Source organism: Phycisphaeraceae bacterium, from assembly GCA_019454185.1.
In the GTDB taxonomy this organism is placed as follows: Bacteria; Planctomycetota; Phycisphaerae; order Phycisphaerales; family UBA1924; genus JAHBWV01.
In genome coordinates this window covers 744,561-763,460 of sequence record CP075368.1, presented here as the reverse complement: position 1 = coordinate 763,460, position 18,900 = coordinate 744,561, and the positions used below count along the sequence as shown (strand labels likewise).

The 18,900-nt window shown below is 64.5% G+C and carries 23 protein-coding genes; 12 read left to right on the top strand and 11 right to left on the bottom strand.

The window, feature by feature from the left end; genetic code table 11:
- Position 1 precedes the first annotated feature (1 nt).
- Both KF838_03075 and KF838_03070 read right to left on the bottom strand, forming a co-directional pair.
- Positions 2-1,147, bottom strand: coding sequence for an anti-sigma factor (locus KF838_03075; protein ID QYK48839.1), 1,146 nt, complete (start codon positions 1,145-1,147; stop codon positions 2-4).
- Complete coding sequence (locus tag KF838_03070) at positions 1,144-1,716, bottom strand: RNA polymerase sigma factor (GenBank protein QYK48838.1); 573 nt, start codon at positions 1,714-1,716, stop codon at positions 1,144-1,146. Before KF838_03070 ends, KF838_03075 begins: the two co-directional genes overlap by 4 nt.
- A gap of 152 nt (positions 1,717-1,868) precedes the next feature.
- Between KF838_03070 and KF838_03065 the strand changes: the two genes are divergently transcribed.
- A complete protein-coding gene (locus KF838_03065; protein ID QYK48837.1) occupies positions 1,869-2,723 on the top strand; it encodes a DUF4394 domain-containing protein in 855 nt (284 codons plus the stop codon).
- An 89-nt stretch (positions 2,724-2,812) separates the two neighbouring features.
- Here the strand turns inward: KF838_03065 and KF838_03060 are convergent, their stop codons facing one another.
- The 5 genes from KF838_03060 to KF838_03040 all read right to left on the bottom strand — a co-directional run bounded on the left by KF838_03060 (position 2,813) and on the right by KF838_03040 (position 7,405).
- Positions 2,813-3,577 (bottom strand): hypothetical protein, encoded by a 765-nt coding sequence (locus KF838_03060; GenBank protein QYK48836.1) that lies wholly within the window; start codon positions 3,575-3,577, stop codon positions 2,813-2,815.
- Positions 3,574-4,191: a hypothetical protein gene (locus tag KF838_03055; protein QYK48835.1), complete on the bottom strand. Its 618-nt coding sequence runs from the start codon at positions 4,189-4,191 to the stop codon at positions 3,574-3,576. The genes KF838_03060 and KF838_03055 overlap by 4 nt, the downstream gene beginning before the upstream one ends.
- Before the next feature lie 11 nt (positions 4,192-4,202).
- The gene (locus tag KF838_03050; protein QYK48834.1) at positions 4,203-4,841 is read right to left on the bottom strand and encodes a lipid-A-disaccharide synthase N-terminal domain-containing protein; all 639 of its coding nucleotides are present in this window, start codon (positions 4,839-4,841) and stop codon (positions 4,203-4,205) included.
- A gap of 26 nt (positions 4,842-4,867) precedes the next feature.
- Positions 4,868-5,668: a glycosyltransferase family 2 protein gene (locus tag KF838_03045; GenBank protein QYK48833.1), complete on the bottom strand. Its 801-nt coding sequence runs from the start codon at positions 5,666-5,668 to the stop codon at positions 4,868-4,870.
- 84 nt (positions 5,669-5,752) lie between these two features.
- The gene (locus KF838_03040; GenBank protein ID QYK48832.1) at positions 5,753-7,405 is read right to left on the bottom strand and encodes a peptide chain release factor 3; all 1,653 of its coding nucleotides are present in this window, start codon (positions 7,403-7,405) and stop codon (positions 5,753-5,755) included.
- A gap of 286 nt (positions 7,406-7,691) precedes the next feature.
- On the opposite strand from KF838_03040, the gene KF838_03035 reads away from it, so the two are divergent.
- The 3 genes from KF838_03035 to KF838_03025 all read left to right on the top strand — a co-directional run bounded on the left by KF838_03035 (position 7,692) and on the right by KF838_03025 (position 9,073).
- Positions 7,692-8,090 (top strand): 2Fe-2S iron-sulfur cluster binding domain-containing protein, encoded by a 399-nt coding sequence (locus tag KF838_03035; GenBank protein QYK48831.1) that lies wholly within the window; start codon positions 7,692-7,694, stop codon positions 8,088-8,090.
- Between the two features lie 46 nt (positions 8,091-8,136).
- Positions 8,137-8,382, top strand: coding sequence for a Fe-S cluster assembly protein IscX (iscX, locus tag KF838_03030; protein ID QYK48830.1), 246 nt, complete (start codon positions 8,137-8,139; stop codon positions 8,380-8,382).
- A 70-nt stretch (positions 8,383-8,452) separates the two neighbouring features.
- Entirely contained in the window at positions 8,453-9,073 is a 621-nt protein-coding gene (locus KF838_03025; GenBank protein ID QYK48829.1) for an RlmE family RNA methyltransferase, read from the top strand.
- A gap of 29 nt (positions 9,074-9,102) precedes the next feature.
- On the opposite strand, the gene KF838_03020 is transcribed toward KF838_03025, so the two are convergent.
- Both KF838_03020 and KF838_03015 read right to left on the bottom strand, forming a co-directional pair.
- Positions 9,103-10,119 carry a M48 family metallopeptidase gene (locus KF838_03020; protein QYK48828.1) on the bottom strand — a complete coding sequence of 339 codons (1,017 nt, stop codon included), beginning with the start codon at positions 10,117-10,119 and terminating at the stop codon, positions 9,103-9,105.
- 117 nt (positions 10,120-10,236) lie between these two features.
- Positions 10,237-10,815 carry a LemA family protein gene (locus KF838_03015; protein QYK48827.1) on the bottom strand — a complete coding sequence of 193 codons (579 nt, stop codon included), beginning with the start codon at positions 10,813-10,815 and terminating at the stop codon, positions 10,237-10,239.
- Between the two features lie 125 nt (positions 10,816-10,940).
- Between KF838_03015 and KF838_03010 the strand changes: the two genes are divergently transcribed.
- Both KF838_03010 and KF838_03005 read left to right on the top strand, forming a co-directional pair.
- Positions 10,941-12,131, top strand: coding sequence for a hypothetical protein (locus tag KF838_03010; protein ID QYK48826.1), 1,191 nt, complete (start codon positions 10,941-10,943; stop codon positions 12,129-12,131).
- Entirely contained in the window at positions 12,131-12,427 is a 297-nt protein-coding gene (locus tag KF838_03005; protein ID QYK48825.1) for a hypothetical protein, read from the top strand. Before KF838_03010 ends, KF838_03005 begins: the two co-directional genes overlap by 1 nt.
- A 1-nt stretch (position 12,428) precedes the next feature.
- Here KF838_03005 and truB read toward each other — a convergent pair whose 3' ends face one another.
- Positions 12,429-13,175 carry a tRNA pseudouridine(55) synthase TruB gene (gene truB, locus KF838_03000; protein QYK48824.1) on the bottom strand — a complete coding sequence of 249 codons (747 nt, stop codon included), beginning with the start codon at positions 13,173-13,175 and terminating at the stop codon, positions 12,429-12,431.
- Positions 13,176-13,189: 14 nt separating this feature from the next.
- On the bottom strand, positions 13,190-14,962 hold the full coding sequence (locus KF838_02995) for a glycosyltransferase family 39 protein (GenBank protein QYK48823.1): 1,773 nt from the start codon (positions 14,960-14,962) through the stop codon (positions 13,190-13,192).
- Here KF838_02995 and KF838_02990 point away from each other — a divergent pair.
- The 6 genes from KF838_02990 to KF838_02965 all read left to right on the top strand — a co-directional run bounded on the left by KF838_02990 (position 14,940) and on the right by KF838_02965 (position 18,877).
- On the top strand, positions 14,940-15,842 hold the full coding sequence (locus KF838_02990) for a phosphatase PAP2 family protein (GenBank protein QYK48822.1): 903 nt from the start codon (positions 14,940-14,942) through the stop codon (positions 15,840-15,842). The two genes, KF838_02995 and KF838_02990, sit on opposite strands and share 23 nt — an antisense overlap.
- 39 nt (positions 15,843-15,881) lie before the next feature.
- A complete protein-coding gene (locus KF838_02985; protein QYK48821.1) occupies positions 15,882-16,103 on the top strand; it encodes a DUF2798 domain-containing protein in 222 nt (73 codons plus the stop codon).
- Positions 16,104-16,252: 149 nt separating this feature from the next.
- Entirely contained in the window at positions 16,253-16,648 is a 396-nt protein-coding gene (locus KF838_02980) for a hypothetical protein (GenBank protein QYK48820.1), read from the top strand.
- A gap of 301 nt (positions 16,649-16,949) precedes the next feature.
- Positions 16,950-17,381, top strand: a complete 432-nt coding sequence (locus tag KF838_02975; GenBank protein QYK48819.1) for a heavy-metal-associated domain-containing protein — start codon at positions 16,950-16,952, stop codon at positions 17,379-17,381.
- Between the two features lie 14 nt (positions 17,382-17,395).
- Entirely contained in the window at positions 17,396-18,313 is a 918-nt protein-coding gene (locus KF838_02970; GenBank protein QYK48818.1) for a transporter, read from the top strand.
- Positions 18,314-18,376: 63 nt separating this feature from the next.
- A complete protein-coding gene (locus tag KF838_02965) occupies positions 18,377-18,877 on the top strand; it encodes a DUF1569 domain-containing protein (GenBank protein QYK48817.1) in 501 nt (166 codons plus the stop codon).
- Positions 18,878-18,900 lie beyond the last annotated feature (23 nt).

The window sequence follows — 18,900 nt, the reverse complement described above, 5'->3', positions numbered from 1 at the left end:
CTCACTCACCCCGTGGAGCAACCACAACCCGGCGCTTCAAGTCGGGTACCCACGTCCCACCCGGATTCTCGACCGTGATCGCAAACAGTGCCACACGCCCCACCGCGATCCCCGGCTCAATCGGCACCACGATCTCACCCTCAGCACTCGCATTGAACACGCCGCCGGAAACCTTCTGCTCCAGCCCCCGCTCATCGATCACCCAGACCTGGTACTGCTCGATATTCGGATCATTCGGGTTCAGCCCGACGAATCGCAGGAAACCTGTCTGCAACCGATCGTTCCACACCACATCTCCCTGCACGCCCAGCTGCTCCGCCGGAGAGTCCGGAAGATTGAACGGAGCCCACGCGATCTGGACCGAATCCGGCACGTCCAGCAGCTTCGTCCGATTCTGGCGAAGCTCCGCCGGATCGATCGGCGCCTGCAACCTCGCCAGCGTCAGACGAGACTCATTCAGCTCACGCTCGACCGAAGCCAGCCGCGAACCCGCCGATTCAAACTGCGCCGTGACAGACGCAAGCCGCTCCGCAAGCTCAAGCTCACGCTTGGCCGCCTCCACAAGCCGAACATCACGGTCGCTCATCCCTTCACGCGCGGCACTCAACTCACGCTCCAACTCCGCCGCGCGGCTCCGTGCCGACGCCAGCACCGTCTCGTTCGACGTGGCCCGCGTCTGCATCTCATCAAACTTGCTCTGAAGGACCGCATACTCAGCGTTCCGCCGCTGAAGCGCCTGATTCCCCGTGTAGCCGGTATACACCGCAAACGCAATCCCCGCCGCCGCCGCAACCCACGGAACCACACGCCAGATCATCGGCTTTCTCCTGCGACTCGTGCCCTGAACGTCCGGAACCCGGCCCGCGCTCTCAACCAACCGAGGGATCTCCCCCGACACATCACGCTGCGCCATCCGCGAGGCCATGGCCGCCTCCAGACGCTGGCGCACCGAATCGGGCATCCGCTCCGCCGGAGCCCGCGCGATATGGATCGCCGCCGCCGCACGCTCCTCCTCAGTCGGCGGCGCGAAGTCGTCCGAAACACCCCCCACCTGTCCGGTCGCCGCATCGATACGCGCATCCTCAATCGAGCGAACGTCTCTCGAATCCTCGCGGTTCCCGAAATTGGGTGGACGCTGCTCGCTCATGGCGTCGCCCTCCCGATCTCCTTCGCACGTGCCAACCTCTCACGAACGCTCGCCAAGCCCCGACGGATGTGGGTTTTCACAGTTCCTAAGGGAATTCCCGTGTGGTCCGCTATTCCCTCGTGCGTAAGCCCGTGCGCGATCGAGAGCGTGATCACCAGACGCTGGTCCTCTCCGAGCTCCGAAATCGCCCGCATCGCCTCTTCAACATCCTCGCTCCGGATCACACCCGAAACCGGACGCTCCGCATCCCCGGCCGAATCCACGCCCGCATCCGGCATCGTCCCCGGCTGCTTCGACTCCTTCCGCCACCGATCAATCAGACGACGACGCGCGACGACGGACACGAACGTCACCTCCTCGCCCAGTGCCGCAGAGTAACGATCCGCACGCTCCCAAAGGCAGACAAAGATGTCCTGAACCGCCTCCTCCGCGTCAGCCGTCGATCGGGTGAACGACCTCGCCAGCGACCACAACAGATCCCCGTACCTGTCCATCAACTCCGAAACGGCCGATTGATCGCCCGCGGCAATCCGCGGCAGCAACGGAGATGGGCGTTCAGAGTCAGGCATCCGTGTTCCATCATAGCAATTCTCACACTTCTGAATCCGCAGACACTCCAGCCCCGTTCATCCCTCCGACCCACCAACGCACACAGACAAGGCCGGCGCGTGCCGCCTCAGGTTGTGCATTGGTCACACCAAGAGCAGAAAGAGGGATTGTCATGAAGAGAACCACCGCGATCGTCGCCTGCCTCGCACTCACCGCCGTCGCCGCGCCCGCGCTGGCAGGACACACCGTCTTCGGCGTCACACTGGATCAGACCCTGGTCACATGGGACTCCTCCGCGCCTAACGCCATCCTCACCGGCGTCGCCATCAACGGGCTCGCCTCCGGCGAAACCATCCGAGGCATCGACTTCCGACCCGCGACCGGCCAGCTCTACGCCCTCGGCAGCTTCAACAACCTCTACACCATCAACACCATGAACGGAACTGTCTCCTCCGTCGGCGCAGGACCCTTCGCTCCCGCCCTCAACGGATCAGCGTTCGGCTTCGACTTCAACCCCACCATCGACCGCATCCGCGTCGTCAGCGATGCCAACCAGAACCTCGTCCTCCACCCCGATCTCGGCACCGCCACCCTCGCCACCTCCCTCTTCTACGCCCCGGGCGATCCGAACTTCGGCGTCGATCCCAACGTTGTCGGCTCCGCCTACGACAACAACTTCGTCGGCACCATGACCAGCCAGCTCTACGGCATCGACACAGGCCTCGACATCCTCGTCAAGCAGGCCAACAGCGCGGGCACCCTCACCACCGTTGGCTCACTCGGCGCCGACATCACAAACCTCGTCGGCTTCGACATCTCCTCAAACAACTTCGCCTACGCCGCAAGCCAGGATGTCGGACAATCCATCTCCATGTTCTGGCGCATCAACCTCATGACCGGAGAGGCAACCGCCGTCGGCCAGATCGGAGGCGGCATCATGATCACCTCCATGGCCGTCCTGCCCGCCCCATCATCGCTGGCAGTCTGCGGCCTCGCAGGTCTCGTCGCCACACGCCGCCGCCGCTGATCTCACACACACACTCACACATACACCAACGCTCGGCGTGCCGGAGGGGCCACGCCGAGCGTTCTTCATCGCGCACAAACTGCGATCCATCACCACCCATCATCCCCGATCCGATTCCACTTCCCTTGCATCAGCCGCGTCGCTCGACGCGACTGCTTCGGGGCTTCGACACCCACACACGCGCGGCACGCGTCCGCCAGCACCTGGTGCAGCTTCTCATGCAGCGGGTGGCAATCCAGAAACTCCAGCAGATCCTCCACCCTGTGGTGTGGATGGTCCTTCGGATCAACTATCGAGATCGCGGCATCACCCACCGCCTCCGAGGCAGCAAGAAACCACGCCTCGTCAGGCGGCCCCGGCGCGCGATCACGCGTCGGTGAACCCGCCACCACTTCCAATGTCCACGGCGGTGCAACCCGCGCCCGAATCGCAACCTCGCCGTTCACCATCGCGACCGGCCACAGCCCGGCATTCGTCATCGGCTCACGCGTCAGCACATGCACCGGCACCTCGCGCCGATCCGCATCCTGCACCAGCGCCCTCGCCTCGATCGCAATCGCGGGCGGCTGAACCAGATACAACCCACCACGACGCAACCGCTCGCTCGCATCGTCCAGGACCCTGACACACCCCGCGTCCATCGCCAACTGCATCTTCTGCCGCCGCGCCTCTTGCAGCGGAAGCGTGATCCTCGCCATGCGATCGAAGTCCTGCTCGCGATGCGCAGCCCCAAGCGCACGCAGCGCACAACGCTCCGCCTCAAAGTACCGCATCCGCACGAGCGCCTCGCACGCGCGTTCCATCAGCTCATCGATCTGACTCAGGTGCAACTCGCCCACAACCGAACGCCTCACTCTCCCTCAGCCAGCGACTCCGCGATCGCCGTGAGCAGATCCCGCCAGGCAAGCGCCAGAGATTCCAGCTCATCCTGCATCACATCCGCCAGCGTCGACCAGTCATGCCCCTGCACGCACCGCTTCACCTCCGTCAGGGCCGAAGCCGTCCGCTCCGCGATCCCGCTCTCAACGCCCGGCCTGCCCGCCCGAGCCGCGAGCGAGCCGAAGTCCGCCGCCATCAGCGTGCAGACCTGGTCCGTCCCCTCGCGCACACCCTGCCAGACGCTGAGAACCTCCTGCAGCGCGTTCATCGCGGGCTCCAGCTTCGTCGCCAGAATCTGCTCAGCGACAAACCGCTGGGCCGACACCAGATCCGAGAGCGCGCCCGACGCCGCCATCAGCACGCTCGCGCCGAGCTCACCCTTCGAGGCCGTCAGAAGCGAGACCTCCTCGAACGTGCCCGGCACATCAGGCGCAGACTCAATGTCACGCTCCGCGAGCGTCACGCCGTCGGCGCGAACCTCCACCACGATCCGCCCGAGTGAGTCGGCATGAGCCGCACCCGCCGCGATCGCCGCCGCCAGCGTCGGACGCTCCAATGCAACCTGCGCATCATCCACCATGAGTCTCATCACGCCTCCGATCAAACCGCCTCAGCGATCGCGCCGTTGCGACGCTCCCGCCTGCGCTGCTTGTAGATCAGCCGAATGTTCCTCGCATAAATCACCAGCCCCGACGTCTGACCGATCACCCCGACCAGCTCCTGTCGCCACGCAAAGTAAGCGAACAGCATCATCCCCCCGATCAGACTCATCCACCAGAACGCCTCCGGCACCGTGCTCTGCCGCTGCTTCTCAGAAACGAACCACTGAACAAGCATCCGGCCCGAGAACGCGAGCTGCCCACCAAACCCAACCGCCACCCACGCAAGCGAAGCCCACGACGTGATCTTCAACAATCGAAACGCCCAGTTCGCCTCGGTCGATATCGCGTCAGAATACGTCCTCTCGCCGAACGCGCTCCTGAACGCCGCCGCGTCCATCACGTCAGAGGCGTGCACCTCGCGCGATCCCCTCTCCCGCGTCAGCACCCGGAACGTCGCCTCCCCGCTCGCAGGATCAAGCAGCACCTCAACCCGCCCGCGTGTATGAACCGCCTGGAAATCGTGCAGCGTCGCCCCGTCGCGAGTAACCCCGTCAAAGCTCCCGACCCCCGGCGCGAGCACCAGCGCAATGCCGACAATCAGCACCGCCACCATCGCCGCCGCAGGCTCCCACTTCACCCGCTTTCTCTTGGCCGGCGCATCACTCATCCCTGTGCCCCGGAACTCGCCTCTCCACTCCCACTCACCTCAGCGAAAACCTCAACCGATGTCACCGGCCTTCGCCTGCTCCGCATCCACCTCACCGCAAACAGATCGTGCAGCCCCGGCAACGCACGCTTCGTAATCCCCATCCCGTACTTCGTCTCCCCCGCAACCCGCGCCCGGTGATTGACCCTCATCTCTACCACCTTGAACCCAAGGTGCCGCGCCGTCGCCGGAATGAACCGGTGCATCCCCTTGAACTCCAGAGGCAGCCCCAGCGCAACCTCGCGCTTCATCACGCGCAGCGAGCACCCCGTATCCCTGATCGTGTCACCCAGCAGCCACAGCCGAAACTTCCTCCCCACCACACTCCCCCACCGCCTCACAACATTGTCCTTCCTCGCGTGAGAGCGATCCCCCTGCACCATGTCCGCGCCCTCGCGCTCCATCTGCTCAAGCATCGCCGGAATATCCGCAGGATCATTCTGAAGATCCGCATCCAGCACCGCGATCACACGCCCCCGCGTCGCCCGAAACCCCGCGTGGAACGCCGCAGACTGCCCGTTCCCCTTCCCCGGCGGCGTGCTCGTCATCGCCACGCATCGCACACGCGGCCGACTCTTCATCAACTCCCGCAGCCGCTCCCTCGTCCCGTCCGTCGAGCCGTCATCAATCACCACGATCTCATAGGACATCCCCGACGGACCGATCGCGCGCTCGATCTCCTCGACCAGAGGCGCAACGTTCGCCTCCTCGTTATGCGCCGGCGCAACCACCGACAACTCGATCTCGCCCTGGCTCACGCCGCTGCTCAAACGTTCACCTCACCAATAGATCGCAGCCCAGAAGAAGAATCATGCCCCGCTCCGAAACCGCTCCATACCCGCTCATGCAGTCTCCGTGGCCGCCGCGGCCGGCGGCCTGCTCCCGATCGGTAGCGGAGACAACTCAACCGCCGGGTTCCGCGTCATGAAAGCCCGCTCCGCCCACTGATCGGCAAACAGCACCACAGCCCTTCCGCGATCGTCAAACGCCAGCAGCGAACCATCAAGCGTCTCCGGCAACTCAAGATCCTCATCCTCCGTCGTGTACGGAGCCCTCCCCTTCACGTTCCACCACCTCACCAACGTCCACGGCGCGCCCTCCAGCAACGCCTCCGCCCCGTACTCACCCTCAAGACGATGCTTCAGCACCTCGAACTGCAGCGGCCCCACCGCCGCCAGCAGCACGCGGCTCTGCGCCGATCCCACACTCCCCACGCTCTCAAACCGCCTCGCCACACCCTCACGCATCAACTGGTCCAACCCCAGACGGAACTTCTTGAAGTTCGACGGCTGCGGGTTCCTCAGATACGCGAAACACTCCGGCGTGAACTCCGGAATCTCATTGAACACGATCGTCCGATCGTCGGTCAGCGTGTCGCCGACGCCGAACAGATCGTTCCCCACAAGCCCCACCACATCCCCGGCCACCGCGTCATCCACCGTCTCACGCTGGTTCCCGAACAACTTCTGAGCGTTCCCCAGCCGCACGCGCTTTCCCGACTGCGCGTGCACGACAAACATGTCGCGCTCGAACCGGCCCGACACGATCCGCACAAAAGCCACCCGGTCCCGATGCTTCGGGTCCATGTTCGCCTGGATCTTGAACACAAACCCGCTGAACCTCGGGTCCGTCGGCTCGATCACCTGGTCACCCGCTCGCCGCGCCGTCGGCGGGCTCGAATACCGAAGAAAACTATCCAGCAGCAACTGCACACCGAAGTTGTTCATCGCGCTCCCGAAGAACACCGGAGTCGTCTTCCCCGCCAAGACCTGCGACGCATCGAACGCCGCGCCCGCCCCGTCGAGCATCCGAATCTCCTCCAGAGACTCAAGATGCGCCTCAGACGACAACTTCTGCTGCAACGCCGGATCGTCCAGCCCCACCAGACTCACAGGCGCCTCGAACATCCCGCCAACCGTCCGCTCAAAGAGATGGATCTGACGCTCAAGACGGTCGTACACGCCCTTGAACTCCGGACCGCTCCCGATCGGCCAGTTCATCGCAAACGACTGGATCCCCAGCACACGCTCCAGCTCATCCACCAGCTCCAATGGGTTCCGCGTCGGCCGATCACACTTATTCATGAACGTGAAGATCGGCACCCCACGCTGGCGGCACACCTCGAACAGCTTCCGCGTCTGCGGCTCCACACCCTTGCCCGCGTCAATCACCATCACCGCGGCATCAACCGCCGTCAACACCCGATACGTGTCCTCAGAAAAATCCTTGTGCCCAGGCGTGTCCAGAAGATTCACCCGACACCCGCCATACTCAAACTGCAGCAGCGTCGAACTGATCGAAATCCCACGCTGCTTCTCAAGCTCCATCCAGTCGGACGCCGTCGCCCGCTGGTTCTTCCTCGCCGTCACCGAGCCCGCACGCTCGATCTGACCGCCATACAGCAGGAACTTCTCCGTCAGCGTCGTCTTGCCCGCGTCAGGGTGAGAGATGATCGCAAACGTCCGGCGAATCGAAATGGCGTCTGAAAGCGTCAACAAGAATGATCCAATCCGAGCAATAAGCCGCACGCGGCACCGTCAACACTCACCACAAAGAGACCCGGTCGAGATGACATCCGCACCCAGACCGATCCCGCCGCGGCACCACAAACCCGACAAAGACGCCAAGCGTAGGAACATCCCGTCTCAGAAGCCCCAAGAGATCCCAACGAGGCCCGAACCACGCCGATTTCGACTCACCCGCGGCTAGAATGATTCCAAGCCGCAGAATCTGCCCGGCTCAACCACCTTCCCGACATCTCTCGACACCGAGGTTCACACCATGCATCTTCGACGCTCCGACCACGACCACGGCCCGGAAACGGTCCCCGTGACATTCATCCTCGAAGACCCGCACTCACTCACGGGGGGCGACCAGAAAGAGCTCAAGGTCATGGCCGCCAAGGGCGAGCACCTCCTCGAAGTCGCCATGGACAACGGCATCAACATCGAGCATGCATGTGGTGGCGTCTGTGCATGCTCCACCTGCCACATCTACATAGAGGAAGGCGCAAAGAACCTCTCCGAACCCACCGAGGCCGAAGAGGACCGTGTCGAAGAAGCCCCGGGCCTCCAGCGTAACTCCCGCCTCTCCTGCCAGTGCGAGATCGAGCGCGAAGGACCGATCGTCGTCCGCGTCCCCGCATGGAACCGCAACGCCATCAAAGAAGTGCCGCACTAAGACATCGCGATACCCCCTTCACAAGCCGCTACGCCGGAGAACACGCATGAGCAGGTCCTTTGGCTGGCTCGACGTCCAGCGGATCGCCGAAGAACTCGCCGACCGTCACCCCTCAATCGATCCATACACGCTGCGTTTCACCGAACTCCGTGCCCTCGTCGAAACGCTCCCCGGCTTCGAGCCGGACCCCAAGCATCCCGTGAACGAGAAGATCCTCGAAACCATCCAGGCCAACTGGGCCGAAGAACGCGACGACCTCCCCGCCGACGACTCTGACGGATCCAACGACTAACCCCCCGCACACTCCACCGACATACTCACGCTGTTTGCCATCTGCCCATGTGCCATCTGGCCATTTCTGTATGCCACGCAAACGCGAACTCCATGACCGCTACTTCAAACAGGCAAAGACCGAGGGGTACGCCGCGCGCTCCGCATACAAACTCAAAGAGATACAGGAGCGTCACCGCCTCATCAAACGCGGCGATCGCGTCCTCGACCTCGGCTGCGCCCCCGGCTCGTGGCTCCAGGTCGCAACCGAACTCGTCGGCCCCGAGGGCCGAGTCGTCGGCATCGACCTGCTCCGCACCCGCGTCCCCGAAATGCCCAACGTCAACGTCATGGAAGGCGACATCTACACCACAGATCCAATGTCGCTCCGCGCCATGGCCTACCCCGAACTCACAGGCCAGCCCCCGCAGTTCGATGTCGTCATCTCCGACATGGCCCCGAACACCACCGGACACGGAGACCACTTCCTCTCCGTCCGGCTCTGCCGTAGAGCACTCGAGATCTTCCCCTCCCTCCTCCGCCCGGGCGGCTGCGCCACCCTCAAGGTCTTCGAGGGAGAAGAGTTCCCAGACTTCGTCAAAGAGTGCCGCGCCGCCTTCGGATCCGTCTGGATCTTCAAACCAAAGGCCAGCCGCGATGTCTCACGCGAGACCTACATCGTCGGCAAGGGCTACGCCCGCTCACGCCACTGACGCCCCGCCTCCATACCTTCGTGCCTTCCCTACCTCGTCAACGCCATCAGCCGAGCGATCCGCTCGCTGACCGGCGGATGCGACGAGAACAGCGAACTCCGCTCTCCGTGCGATGTGCGGCTCTTCCGCAGCGGATTCATGATGAACATGTGCGCCGTCCCCCGATTCGCCGCCTCCACCAGCGGCTCCGAGTCATCCGCCAACTTGCGTAGCGCCCCCGCGATCCCCAGCGGGTTCCGCGTCAACTCCACCGCCCCCGCATCCGCCAGATACTCGCGCTTCCTGCTGTAGGCCATCTGGATCACCCGCGCGAGCAACGGCGCAATCACCGCCAGCATCATCGCGAGCACAAACAGCACGACTATCGCCGCCCCCTCATTCTTTCCCGACGCCCGCCGCGCCCCTCTCACCATGCCGCGCCGCGTCCCACGCAGAAACGCGTCGCACGCGAACACAATCAACCCCACCATCGTCGCCATCAGCATCGAGAAGCGAATGTCGTAGTGCCGGATGTGCGCCACCTCGTGCGCGATCACACCCTGCAACTCATCCCTCGTCAACTTCTCCCGCAAAGCCGTCGTGATCGCCACCGCCGCGTGCTCAGGGTCCCGACCAGTGGCGAACGCGTTCAAGGCCGTCTCCGGAATCAGGTATACCTTGGGCATCGGCAGACCCGCCGCGATCCGCATCTCATCAACCACGTTGAACAACTCAAGGTCCGATTCACGCGTGATCTCAACCGCCCCGGACATCCGCAGAATCGCGCTCGACCCGCCATACCAAGACCACAACGCGCCGAAGCACGCCACAACCAGCGCGGCACCGAAACCGATCGCCGCGGAAACCGCCATGTCCTCCCTCGTCGCACCCATGGCGATCGCGCCGCCGATCAGACATCCGATCACGCCGCCCAGCAGAATCATGAGCGCAACCAGAACCGCGCTCTCCCGCTTGTTCTTCCTGATCAAGTCAAGATACGTGAGCGTCCCCGGATACGCCTTGATCCGCTCGCGCAACCGCTCATCCTGCGTCAACGCCTTCTCCATGCCGCGCGACTCTTCGCCTCCGTGCCTCCGTGCCTTGGTGCCTCCGTGCCTTGGTGCCTCCGTGCCTTGGTGCCTTCGTGCCTTGGTGCCTTCGTGCCTTGGTGCCTTCGTGCCTTCCTACTTGAACGACACCTTCGGCGCCGCACGCTCCGCCTCGTTCTCAACCGTGAAGTAGTCACGCTTCTGGAACGCAAACAGTGCCGCCACGATGGTCGTCGGGAACGTCTGCCGCGACTCCTCGTATCGCGCGACCACGTCGTTGAAGTGCTGGCGAGCGAAGCCGATCTTGTTCTCGGTCCCCGTCAACTCTTCCTGCAGCTTCATGAACGAGCCGTCCGCTTTCAGACTCGGATACGCCTCGGCAACCGCCAGCAGCCGCCCGAGTGCCATGGTCAGCGCGCCCTCCGCCTTCCCCTTCTCCATCGCGTGGGCCGCATCGCTCGAAACCGCAACCGCCTGGTTCCTGGCAGAGATCACCGCCTCCAGCGTCTCGCGCTCGTGCGAGGCATACCCCTTCACCGTCTCAACGAGATTCGGGATAAGGTCGTACCGCCGCTTCAACTGCACATCGATCTGGGACCATCCGTTGTCACAGTCGATCCGCTTCCGGACCAGCACGTTGTACATCGCGATGAACCAGAACAGGACAACAACGAACAGGCCCGCAATCACGACCCCAATGACCAGTCCCGACATGGCAACCTCCTTCACAACCGGGGCATTCCCAGTGCACGATCATACCGAAACGACTCATTCGGCGAATGGCCGGTAGACTTGCACCCAACGAGCCCCCATCCGCGCGCCCGGAAACGGAGATCCCAATGTCCGAGCCATCGCCCAAGGAATCTGCCACTCGGATCATCACCGTCAAGGAATCGCGGCTCACCCTCCCCGATCTCCTCGACGATCTCCTCTGGCCCAAGCTCTTCCGCGCCTCGCCCCTGGCGTTGCAACCCGGTCACATAGGAATCGCCCTCTTCACGCTCGCGATCGTCGGCCTCATCGGCTTCGCCAACACATGGTGGAGCGACTCACCGAACTTCTTCATCACCCTCGCAGCGACGCTCGGCACACCCTCCCAGGATCTCACCGCAGGCCGTGCCGGCCCGCTCGCCGACATCATCTCACGGGCATCGAACCTCCTCCACACCCACCCGCTCGCCCTGATCTTCCAGGGCGTGCCGATACTCGCGATCCTCTCGATCGGCATCTGCACCATCTCGCGCATGACCGCCACAGAATTCAGCGCGGGCGTCACCATGTCCTGGACCGAGGGCCTCACCTTCACACTCAAAAGGTGGCCCTCCACACTCGGCGCGGCGTTCGGTGCTCCGATCCTGATCGGGCTCATCGCACTCCTCCTCGCCATCTTCGGTGCCGCCTTCTTCTACATCCCGGGACTCGACATCGTCGGATCCATCGTCTTCCTTCTCATCGTCCCACTCGCCCTTCTCGCCGCCATCCTCACCCTCGGCCTCCTGCTCGGACACCCCATGCTCGTGCCCGCCTTCGCCTGCGAAGGCAGCGACGCCATCGACGCTCTCCAGCGTGTCTACGCCTACGTGCTCGCCCGACCCGGGCGGCTCATCGTCTACACGCTCATCCTCGGGCTCATCCTCCTCGCGACATCCCTCGTCGCCTACGCACTCGCCGGCGCAACCGATGCTCTCGCCCGCTCCGCAACCTCCGCGTGGCTCGCCCCGAACCCCTCACACATCCTCGCAAGCGACGCGATCCCCGAAGGCCCAACACGAAAATTCGCCTCAACCATCATCAGCACATGGCTCTCATGCGTCTGGCTCATCGCCGCCGCGTGCGTCCTCGCGACATACGCCTCCGGCTCAACAATCCTCTACCTTCTCATGCGTCAGGCCAGCGACGGCCAGGACTGGGGCGAACTCTGGTTCCCAGAGCACGCCAACGCCGGACGCGATGAACTCTCCACCGCAACCTCCGGCGACACCTCGCTCCGAAGCATGTCCTCCGCCGCGCGATCCGAGGATCCCGCCTGATGCGTTCAGGCACTCACCAGCTCGACCCATCTCGCCTCCCCACCTGCTGCGCCGAGATCGCCGGCACCCTCGCCGAGCACGCCATCACCTTGCTCACGCTCGAATCCCCCGGAGCCCCTCCCCGCTCACTCCGCGCCCGCCAGACAGACCTCCCCGGCGAACTTGAGCTCGCCATCCCATGCACCCTCCGCGCAGAAACTCCCGCCAACCTCGAACTCCACCTCACAGCCACCATCATCCGCTGGTCCACCAACAACAACGCACTCGCCGACGCACTCGCCCGCGAGCTCCCTTGATTCACGCCGGATCATCCACAATCCCGAGCGGCAGCAACGCCTCAGGCCCGATCACACTCGGCCCATCCGGCACCGTCAATGCCCGCTCCAGCGTGAACGCCCCAACCCGCGTCCGTCGCAACGAGTGCAGCATCCCGCCGCCCGAAAGCTCCCGCCCGATGTCACGCGCCAGCGACCGGATGTACGTCCCTCGACCGCACGCGATATCCAGACTCAGCAACGGAAACTCGTACGCAACAACCACGATCGAATACATCGTCACAGCACGCGCCTTCAACCCCGGATCCTCACCCCGACGCGCGATGTCATACGCACGCTGACCATCCACACGCATCGCCGAGTGCGCCGGTGGTAACTGCTCAATCACCCCGACATATCGCTGAAGCGTGCGCTCGACCTCCGCAATCCGCGGCACACGCGCGTTCTCAACGATCCGCGCCTCGCTCTCGTGATCGTCCGTCACCGACCACCTCGAAAGATCCACCTCCGCGAGATACCCCTTCCGCTGACCCATCACCCGCTCACACAGCTTCGTCGCCTTCCCCACCATCACCACCATCACACCCGTCGCCAGCGGATCCAGCGTCCCACCATGCCCCACCTTCATCCGCTTCGACGCCTTCGCATCAATCCTCGGATCAAGCCCCGCACGCACCCGCGTCTGCACCCATCGCACCACCTGCGTCGACCGCATCCCCAGCGGCTTGTCCACCACCACAAACCCGCTCGGAAGCGCCGGCTCACACATCCCTTCACTCCCGCTCACGGCACACCCCTCACGCGCTCCACGATCGAGAGATCAACACGCCGACCATTCGAGTAGTTGTACCCCGGCTCTCTCCATCCATCGGTCAACACCCGCACACCCTGCATCGACGAGACCGACGCCGTGGGAACGATCGCCAGCCCGTCCGGCCTCGAGTCCAGCCACGCCTCCACCTGCTCCACCCCGATCCGCTCGATCCGCCCCCGAGTCGCGAAGACCAGACTGTCCTCGTGATACCCCGCCGCCGCCAGCCGCCTCGTGCCCGAAGGATCAATCCTCCCGACCTCGACCATGATCCGCTCGGTGTTCCAGAGCGATCTCGCCTGGGGCAGCGAGAACTGGAACAACACAACGCTCAGCACAACCGCCACTCTCATCCCCGACCCGAGCAACCCGAGATGATCCACCCCGAACCTTCGCATCGCAAGCGTACGAAACAGCGTCGCCGCCGCCATCGCACACGGCACATACACAATCCCGAAGTACCACGGCAATCCCGCCAGATCCCGCGCCACCACAGCCGCCGCGCCCAAACCGAGGATCATCCCGATCACGCCCCACAGCCGAACGCCGAACCTCATGCCGATCGAACGAATCCCCGGCAATGAACCCGCGACGAGCAACGCCCGCGCGCTCAGCAACGCAAGCGCGGGATACATCGGCATCGTGTAATGAGGCAACTTCGTCAGCACCAGCTCAAACACCACCCAACTCGGCACGATCCACGCCAGCAGAAACCGCTCCGCTGGCCTCGCGCCCAGCCCGCGCCGCGCCGCCCGCCTCCACAATCCCCCGCGCCGCCACGCCCGCCCGACCGCCGCAAGCGTCAACAACGAACCCGGCCACAGCAACACCGCCGACAGCACAGTGTGATATCCCGGTGGCCCGAAGTGCCCCTCCTTCGCCTCACCCGCCCGCCCCAGCGTCTCATCGACGATCGTCGACAGATACGTCTCCCACCCCACCGACGATCCCACCGCATACACCCACGGCCCGCAGATCACCCCAATCACAACCACCCCGGTGACCGGCCGCAACCTCCACAACAGCGACCACCTCCCCGTCGCAAACGCCAACCCCGCCGCCGTCAGCACACACACCATCGGCGTGATCGGTCCCTTCGCCATGATCCCGATCGCGATCGCCGCCCACAGCAGAATCCCATCACGCAAAGGCAGCGCACCCCTCGCACCGATCGTCCGCCACGCCTTCCAAAGCAGCGTCTGCGTCGCAAGCACCGTCACAAGCAGCAACTGATCCGCCCTCGCCATGTGCGCATCCACCACCATCAGCGGGCACACCGCAAGCAACGCCGCCCCCAGAACCGCCGCCCTCGCATCAAACAGCCGCAGCCCCAGACGCCACGTCAGCAGCACCGAGAGCACCGCGCACACCACCCCCGGCACGCGATACATCCAGATCGCATCACGCCGCGGCTCACCCCCCGTGAACACCGCAACGCTCAAACCCTGCACGTAATACACCAGCGGCGGCTTGTTGATCCGCGCCTTCCCACCCACCAGCGGCACCACGATCCCCCCGGCATGCAACACCGGATCCCGCTCATCCTGTGGCAGCAGCACCGACTCAACCATCTGGCGAGAGGCCTGCGCAAACCGCGTCTCATCACGATCAATCGTGGGGATGCTGAACAACCCGGGGAGATAACATACAAGGCACAACAGCACCAGCGAGAGCCCGGCGCGCAGCGACGACGCCCAGGCAATCCGCCCGGAACGACCGTCGATGCCGATCGATCGATCACGCATGCTCCGCGACTATAACCGGGGTCTCGCGCCCCCGGTGCGTGCCGCACACCGCATGCTTGCGCCCGTCTCGCGAATCATCTCGCCCCTTTGGGCCTGGTCGGGACTTCCCCACACCCGCGCATGGGCTCGCCCCCTCATCATCACCGCCCTCGCCACATCCTGCCTCCTCCCCTTCGACGGCATCATCGCTCGCGCCTCCCGAGACGCCGCAATCGGAGGCGATTTCCGCAGAGTCCTCGGCTGGTTCGGCGAATACGGCCAGGGTGGCATGATCATCCTCACGGCCGCCCTCGTCTTCCTCCTCGACAAACACAACGCCAGGCGCCTCCTCGACTACGCGCTCGCACTCATGCTCGCCGCCGCCGCCACACTCCCCCTCAAGATGCTCACCGGACGCCCGCGCCCCCGCGAGAGCATGCTCGAAACCTACACCCACCTCGACTTCCTCGGACCCTTCGGAGCCCACCCATTCTCCCCGGAGGTCGGCGTCCGCCACGCATGGGAGTTCTGGTCCGACACCAACGCCGCACTCTGGTCCATGCCCTCCTCCCATGTCGTCTACGCCGTTGTCATGAGCGTCTGGCTCGCCGCTCTGTACCCACCACTTCGCACGCTCGCGTGGATCCTCGCCGCGCTCGTCGCCATCGCCCGCGTCCTCTTCGGAGCGCACTACCCCACCGACGTCATCGTCGGCGCGGCACTCGGCTACCTCATCGCCACACCCTGCATCACTCGACTCTGGGGCATCCGCCTCCTCGACTGGATCTGGCAGATGGTCGTCGATCCCGATGCCCCCCCGGCCGCCCCACGATTCGAACAACACCGATCCCGCCCGGCCGACTCCCCGCACACCCCCCCAGCCGCGAGTCCCAGCCGATAATCCGGACGCACAGCATCATCGCACACCCAAGACGAGCCCATGCCCAAGCGAAACCGCGCCAACATCATCTTCATCGTGCTCATGTGCCTCGCCATGTGCTCGGTCATGTCTCTGGCCATGACTCTGCTCAACCGGGGTCTCGATCCCGGGTTCTTCCGCGCCTGGCTCCGAAGCGCCTCCATCGGCTTCCTCGTCGCCCTCCCGACAGCCCTCCTCATCGTCCCCCCGCTCCGCAGGTTCTCCGAACGACTCGCCGGCTGAAGCGACACACGCGCACGCAACACACCAGGCCATCATCACGACCCCACCAGACGCCCCAGCAACAACTCCCTTCGATATCTGGTACAATCCATGTATCAAGCGATCCACGCGTGGCCACCCATCGGCCACGCTTAGGAGTCCTCTTCCGCATGCACTGGGCCCTCGCGGCAATCCTCTTCATCCGAGCCCTCATGCCGGGCGGCATGCCACTCTCGACATACGCCCAGTCCGCCTCACCCTTCGGCTCCAACTCAGCGATCTGCAGCCCATCCGGCTCACCCGAGGACGCCTGCTTCTGCTGCCCCCCTGATGCATGCCCCTGCATCGCGCCCGTGCCGGACGCTCCGACCCCATCGCAAGATCCCGCGGCACCACCTCACAACACCCCACGCCCGGTCGTCCTCGCGATCGAACCCACGACCGAAATGACCATCGGCTGGCTCGATACGTCTACCCGGCCGGTTGCCACCTCCCTCTCCCTCCGCCCCACACACGCAACCCTCGGCTCGAACGCACAGGCCGCCCTCTGCATCTGGCGAACGTAGCCACTGGCTTCTGGGCCCCCGCAGCGCGCCCGAACCCGCGCCCGAACCCAACTCCCAGCAGATCCACACGCACGCGCCGCGAACGATCGAATCTCGCGCCATCCGCGCCAGACCGATCGATCACGTCCGCACGAAGACATCCGCCCAACGGATGCCCGTGCCGCTGGATTTGCTCATCACCGCACTCGTGCACAGCACAAGCCGATCGCAGGCGATCTCGCGCCGCGCCTCGGCCCCTCATCAAACCCGCAATGCGCCGGCATCACGCATCTCGTCGCCGTGCGCAGAATGGAGTTCCCCCATGCATCCCTCACTCGCTCTGCGTCTCATCATCGGAACCATCGTGGTCTCAGCCATCGGCTCACTCCTCCTCGGATGCGCGACCACGCAATCAACCTCGACCGACACCTCGAACACGACGCCCGCAACCGAACGCGAACCCGGCGAGAGCGTGGTCCACGCAGCTTCAGACAGGGACCGCGAGTACCTCGCGAGCAAGACGCCGATCACCGCCGACAAGGTGACGCTCGCCGTGAACGGGCTCTCCTGCCCCCTCTGCGCCACCAACGTGGACAAGCAACTCGCCTCACTCAGAGGCGTGCAGGACATCCGCATCGACTTCGAGAAGGGCGAGATCGAACTCCAACTCAAGGATCCGCGCCCCTCCCCATCCTCACTCGCACGCGCGATCGACCAGGCGGGCTTCACGCTCGTCAGGATCTCACACCACTGAGAGGGAGCAAGCACATGAGACCGACCTCGCCGACTCGGAGCGTCAGCAACTCTCTGCGCCCTCCTCGGTGCGTTCTGCGCCCCTCTCCGATCGTCTTCCTGCTCTGCGCCGCGCTCTCCGCACTCTTCGCACCGGCCGCGCCCGCCCAGGAAGCCCTCAACATGGACTCCGCGACACAACCCTCCCCGGGTGTGATCTATCTCTACGAACGCGCACGCTACACCCGCTACGGACGCTCGCCGCACGACAACGACACCGCGGATCACACGGACCGCACCAACCAACTCCGACTGGAAACCAGCATCATCGCGGGACTCACCAGAGACCTCGCCCTTTTCGCGACCATCCCCGTCGAGAAACGAACCGAACACACCGCCTCCGGTGACTCCGACTCCGACTTCGGCCTCGCCGATCCCGAGATCCTCTTCAAGTATCGCATCTACAAGTCCGACTCCGGAACGCTCGACACGCTCCGCATCGCCCTCCTCGCCGGCGCAGAGATCCCCAGCGGCGACGGCAACTTCACCTCCGGCTCCGTCGATCCCATCGTCGGAATCGCCGCAACCACAATCAGAGGCAGACACGGGCTCAACGCCGCCGCACGATTCAAGTTCAACACCGGTGGCGACGACGAGCACAACCTCGGCGGCGATGGCCCGCACGATGCCCTCTGGTACAACGCCTCCTACCTCTACCGCCTCGCCCCCGGCGCATGGACAGCAACCAGCAGCGCGGCTCTCTACGCCGTTCTCGAACTCAACGGCCTCTACGAGACCAGCGGCGACAACGAGATCCTCCTCTCCCCCGGCCTTCTCTACGAGGCACGCACCTGGGCGGGCGAGATCGGCGCCCGCATCCCCATCCTCGAAGATGTCAACGACCGCCCCGAGATGGACTGGGGCATGACCATCGGAGTCCGCTTCCTCTTCTGACGCTCCCCGCATCAACTCCCTTCGGTTGCCACCCCGTAACCCCATGCGCTGTACGATTCTCATATGACCTCAACACGCACCGACAATCCCGGCACGAGGACGCGGGTTCCGTGCCGCGAACTGTCGCTCGGCTCATGGGATGACCTCGAACGAGAGATCGCCGCTGTCGAAGCCGCCGATCGCGCCGGCACACTCCAGACCTGCGGCAACTGGTCCGCCGGCAGAATACTCGGTCACATCGCCGCATGGATCGACTACGCCTTCGACGGCTACCCCATGAACCCGCCGTGGTTCGTACGCATCATCGGCCGATTGATGAAGCGCCCCATGCTGAAACAACCCCGCATGAAGCCGGGCTTTCGCATCCACGGCGCGCCCGAAGGCACCTACGGAGTCGCCGAGATGTCCGTTCCGGAAGGTGCCGCACGTCTCCGCAAGGCCATCGCTCGCTTCAAGACCGAGCAGCCGGGACCCAATCCAATCTTCGGCCCGCTCACCAAAGACCAGTGGACGCGCATGCACATGAACCATGCCTCCTTGCATCTAGGATTTCTCAGAGTCTGATCTCACGCCCGCATCCGACCCCT

Bases quoted from the DNA above. Each gene is read 5' to 3' on its own strand.
- KF838_03075 (QYK48839.1), bottom strand. From the start codon at position 1,147: ATGAGCGAGCAGCGTCCACCCAATTTCGGGAACCGCGAGGATTCGAGA.
- KF838_03070 (QYK48838.1), bottom strand. From the start codon at position 1,716: ATGCCTGACTCTGAACGCCCATCTCCGTTGCTGCCGCGGATTGCCGCG.
- KF838_03065 (QYK48837.1), top strand. From the start codon at position 1,869: ATGAAGAGAACCACCGCGATCGTCGCCTGCCTCGCACTCACCGCCGTC.
- KF838_03055 (QYK48835.1), bottom strand. From the start codon at position 4,191: ATGAGACTCATGGTGGATGATGCGCAGGTTGCATTGGAGCGTCCGACG.
- KF838_03035 (QYK48831.1), top strand. From the start codon at position 7,692: ATGCATCTTCGACGCTCCGACCACGACCACGGCCCGGAAACGGTCCCC.
- iscX (QYK48830.1), top strand. From the start codon at position 8,137: ATGAGCAGGTCCTTTGGCTGGCTCGACGTCCAGCGGATCGCCGAAGAA.
- KF838_03025 (QYK48829.1), top strand. From the start codon at position 8,453: ATGCCACGCAAACGCGAACTCCATGACCGCTACTTCAAACAGGCAAAG.
- KF838_03020 (QYK48828.1), bottom strand. From the start codon at position 10,119: ATGGAGAAGGCGTTGACGCAGGATGAGCGGTTGCGCGAGCGGATCAAG.
- KF838_03015 (QYK48827.1), bottom strand. From the start codon at position 10,815: ATGTCGGGACTGGTCATTGGGGTCGTGATTGCGGGCCTGTTCGTTGTT.
- KF838_03010 (QYK48826.1), top strand. From the start codon at position 10,941: ATGTCCGAGCCATCGCCCAAGGAATCTGCCACTCGGATCATCACCGTC.
- KF838_03005 (QYK48825.1), top strand. From the start codon at position 12,131: ATGCGTTCAGGCACTCACCAGCTCGACCCATCTCGCCTCCCCACCTGC.
- truB (QYK48824.1), bottom strand. From the start codon at position 13,175: ATGTGTGAGCCGGCGCTTCCGAGCGGGTTTGTGGTGGTGGACAAGCCG.
- KF838_02990 (QYK48822.1), top strand. From the start codon at position 14,940: ATGCCGATCGATCGATCACGCATGCTCCGCGACTATAACCGGGGTCTC.
- KF838_02995 (QYK48823.1), bottom strand. From the start codon at position 14,962: ATGCGTGATCGATCGATCGGCATCGACGGTCGTTCCGGGCGGATTGCC.
- KF838_02985 (QYK48821.1), top strand. From the start codon at position 15,882: ATGCCCAAGCGAAACCGCGCCAACATCATCTTCATCGTGCTCATGTGC.
- KF838_02980 (QYK48820.1), top strand. From the start codon at position 16,253: ATGCACTGGGCCCTCGCGGCAATCCTCTTCATCCGAGCCCTCATGCCG.
- KF838_02975 (QYK48819.1), top strand. From the start codon at position 16,950: ATGCATCCCTCACTCGCTCTGCGTCTCATCATCGGAACCATCGTGGTC.
- KF838_02970 (QYK48818.1), top strand. From the start codon at position 17,396: ATGAGACCGACCTCGCCGACTCGGAGCGTCAGCAACTCTCTGCGCCCT.
- KF838_02965 (QYK48817.1), top strand. From the start codon at position 18,377: ATGACCTCAACACGCACCGACAATCCCGGCACGAGGACGCGGGTTCCG.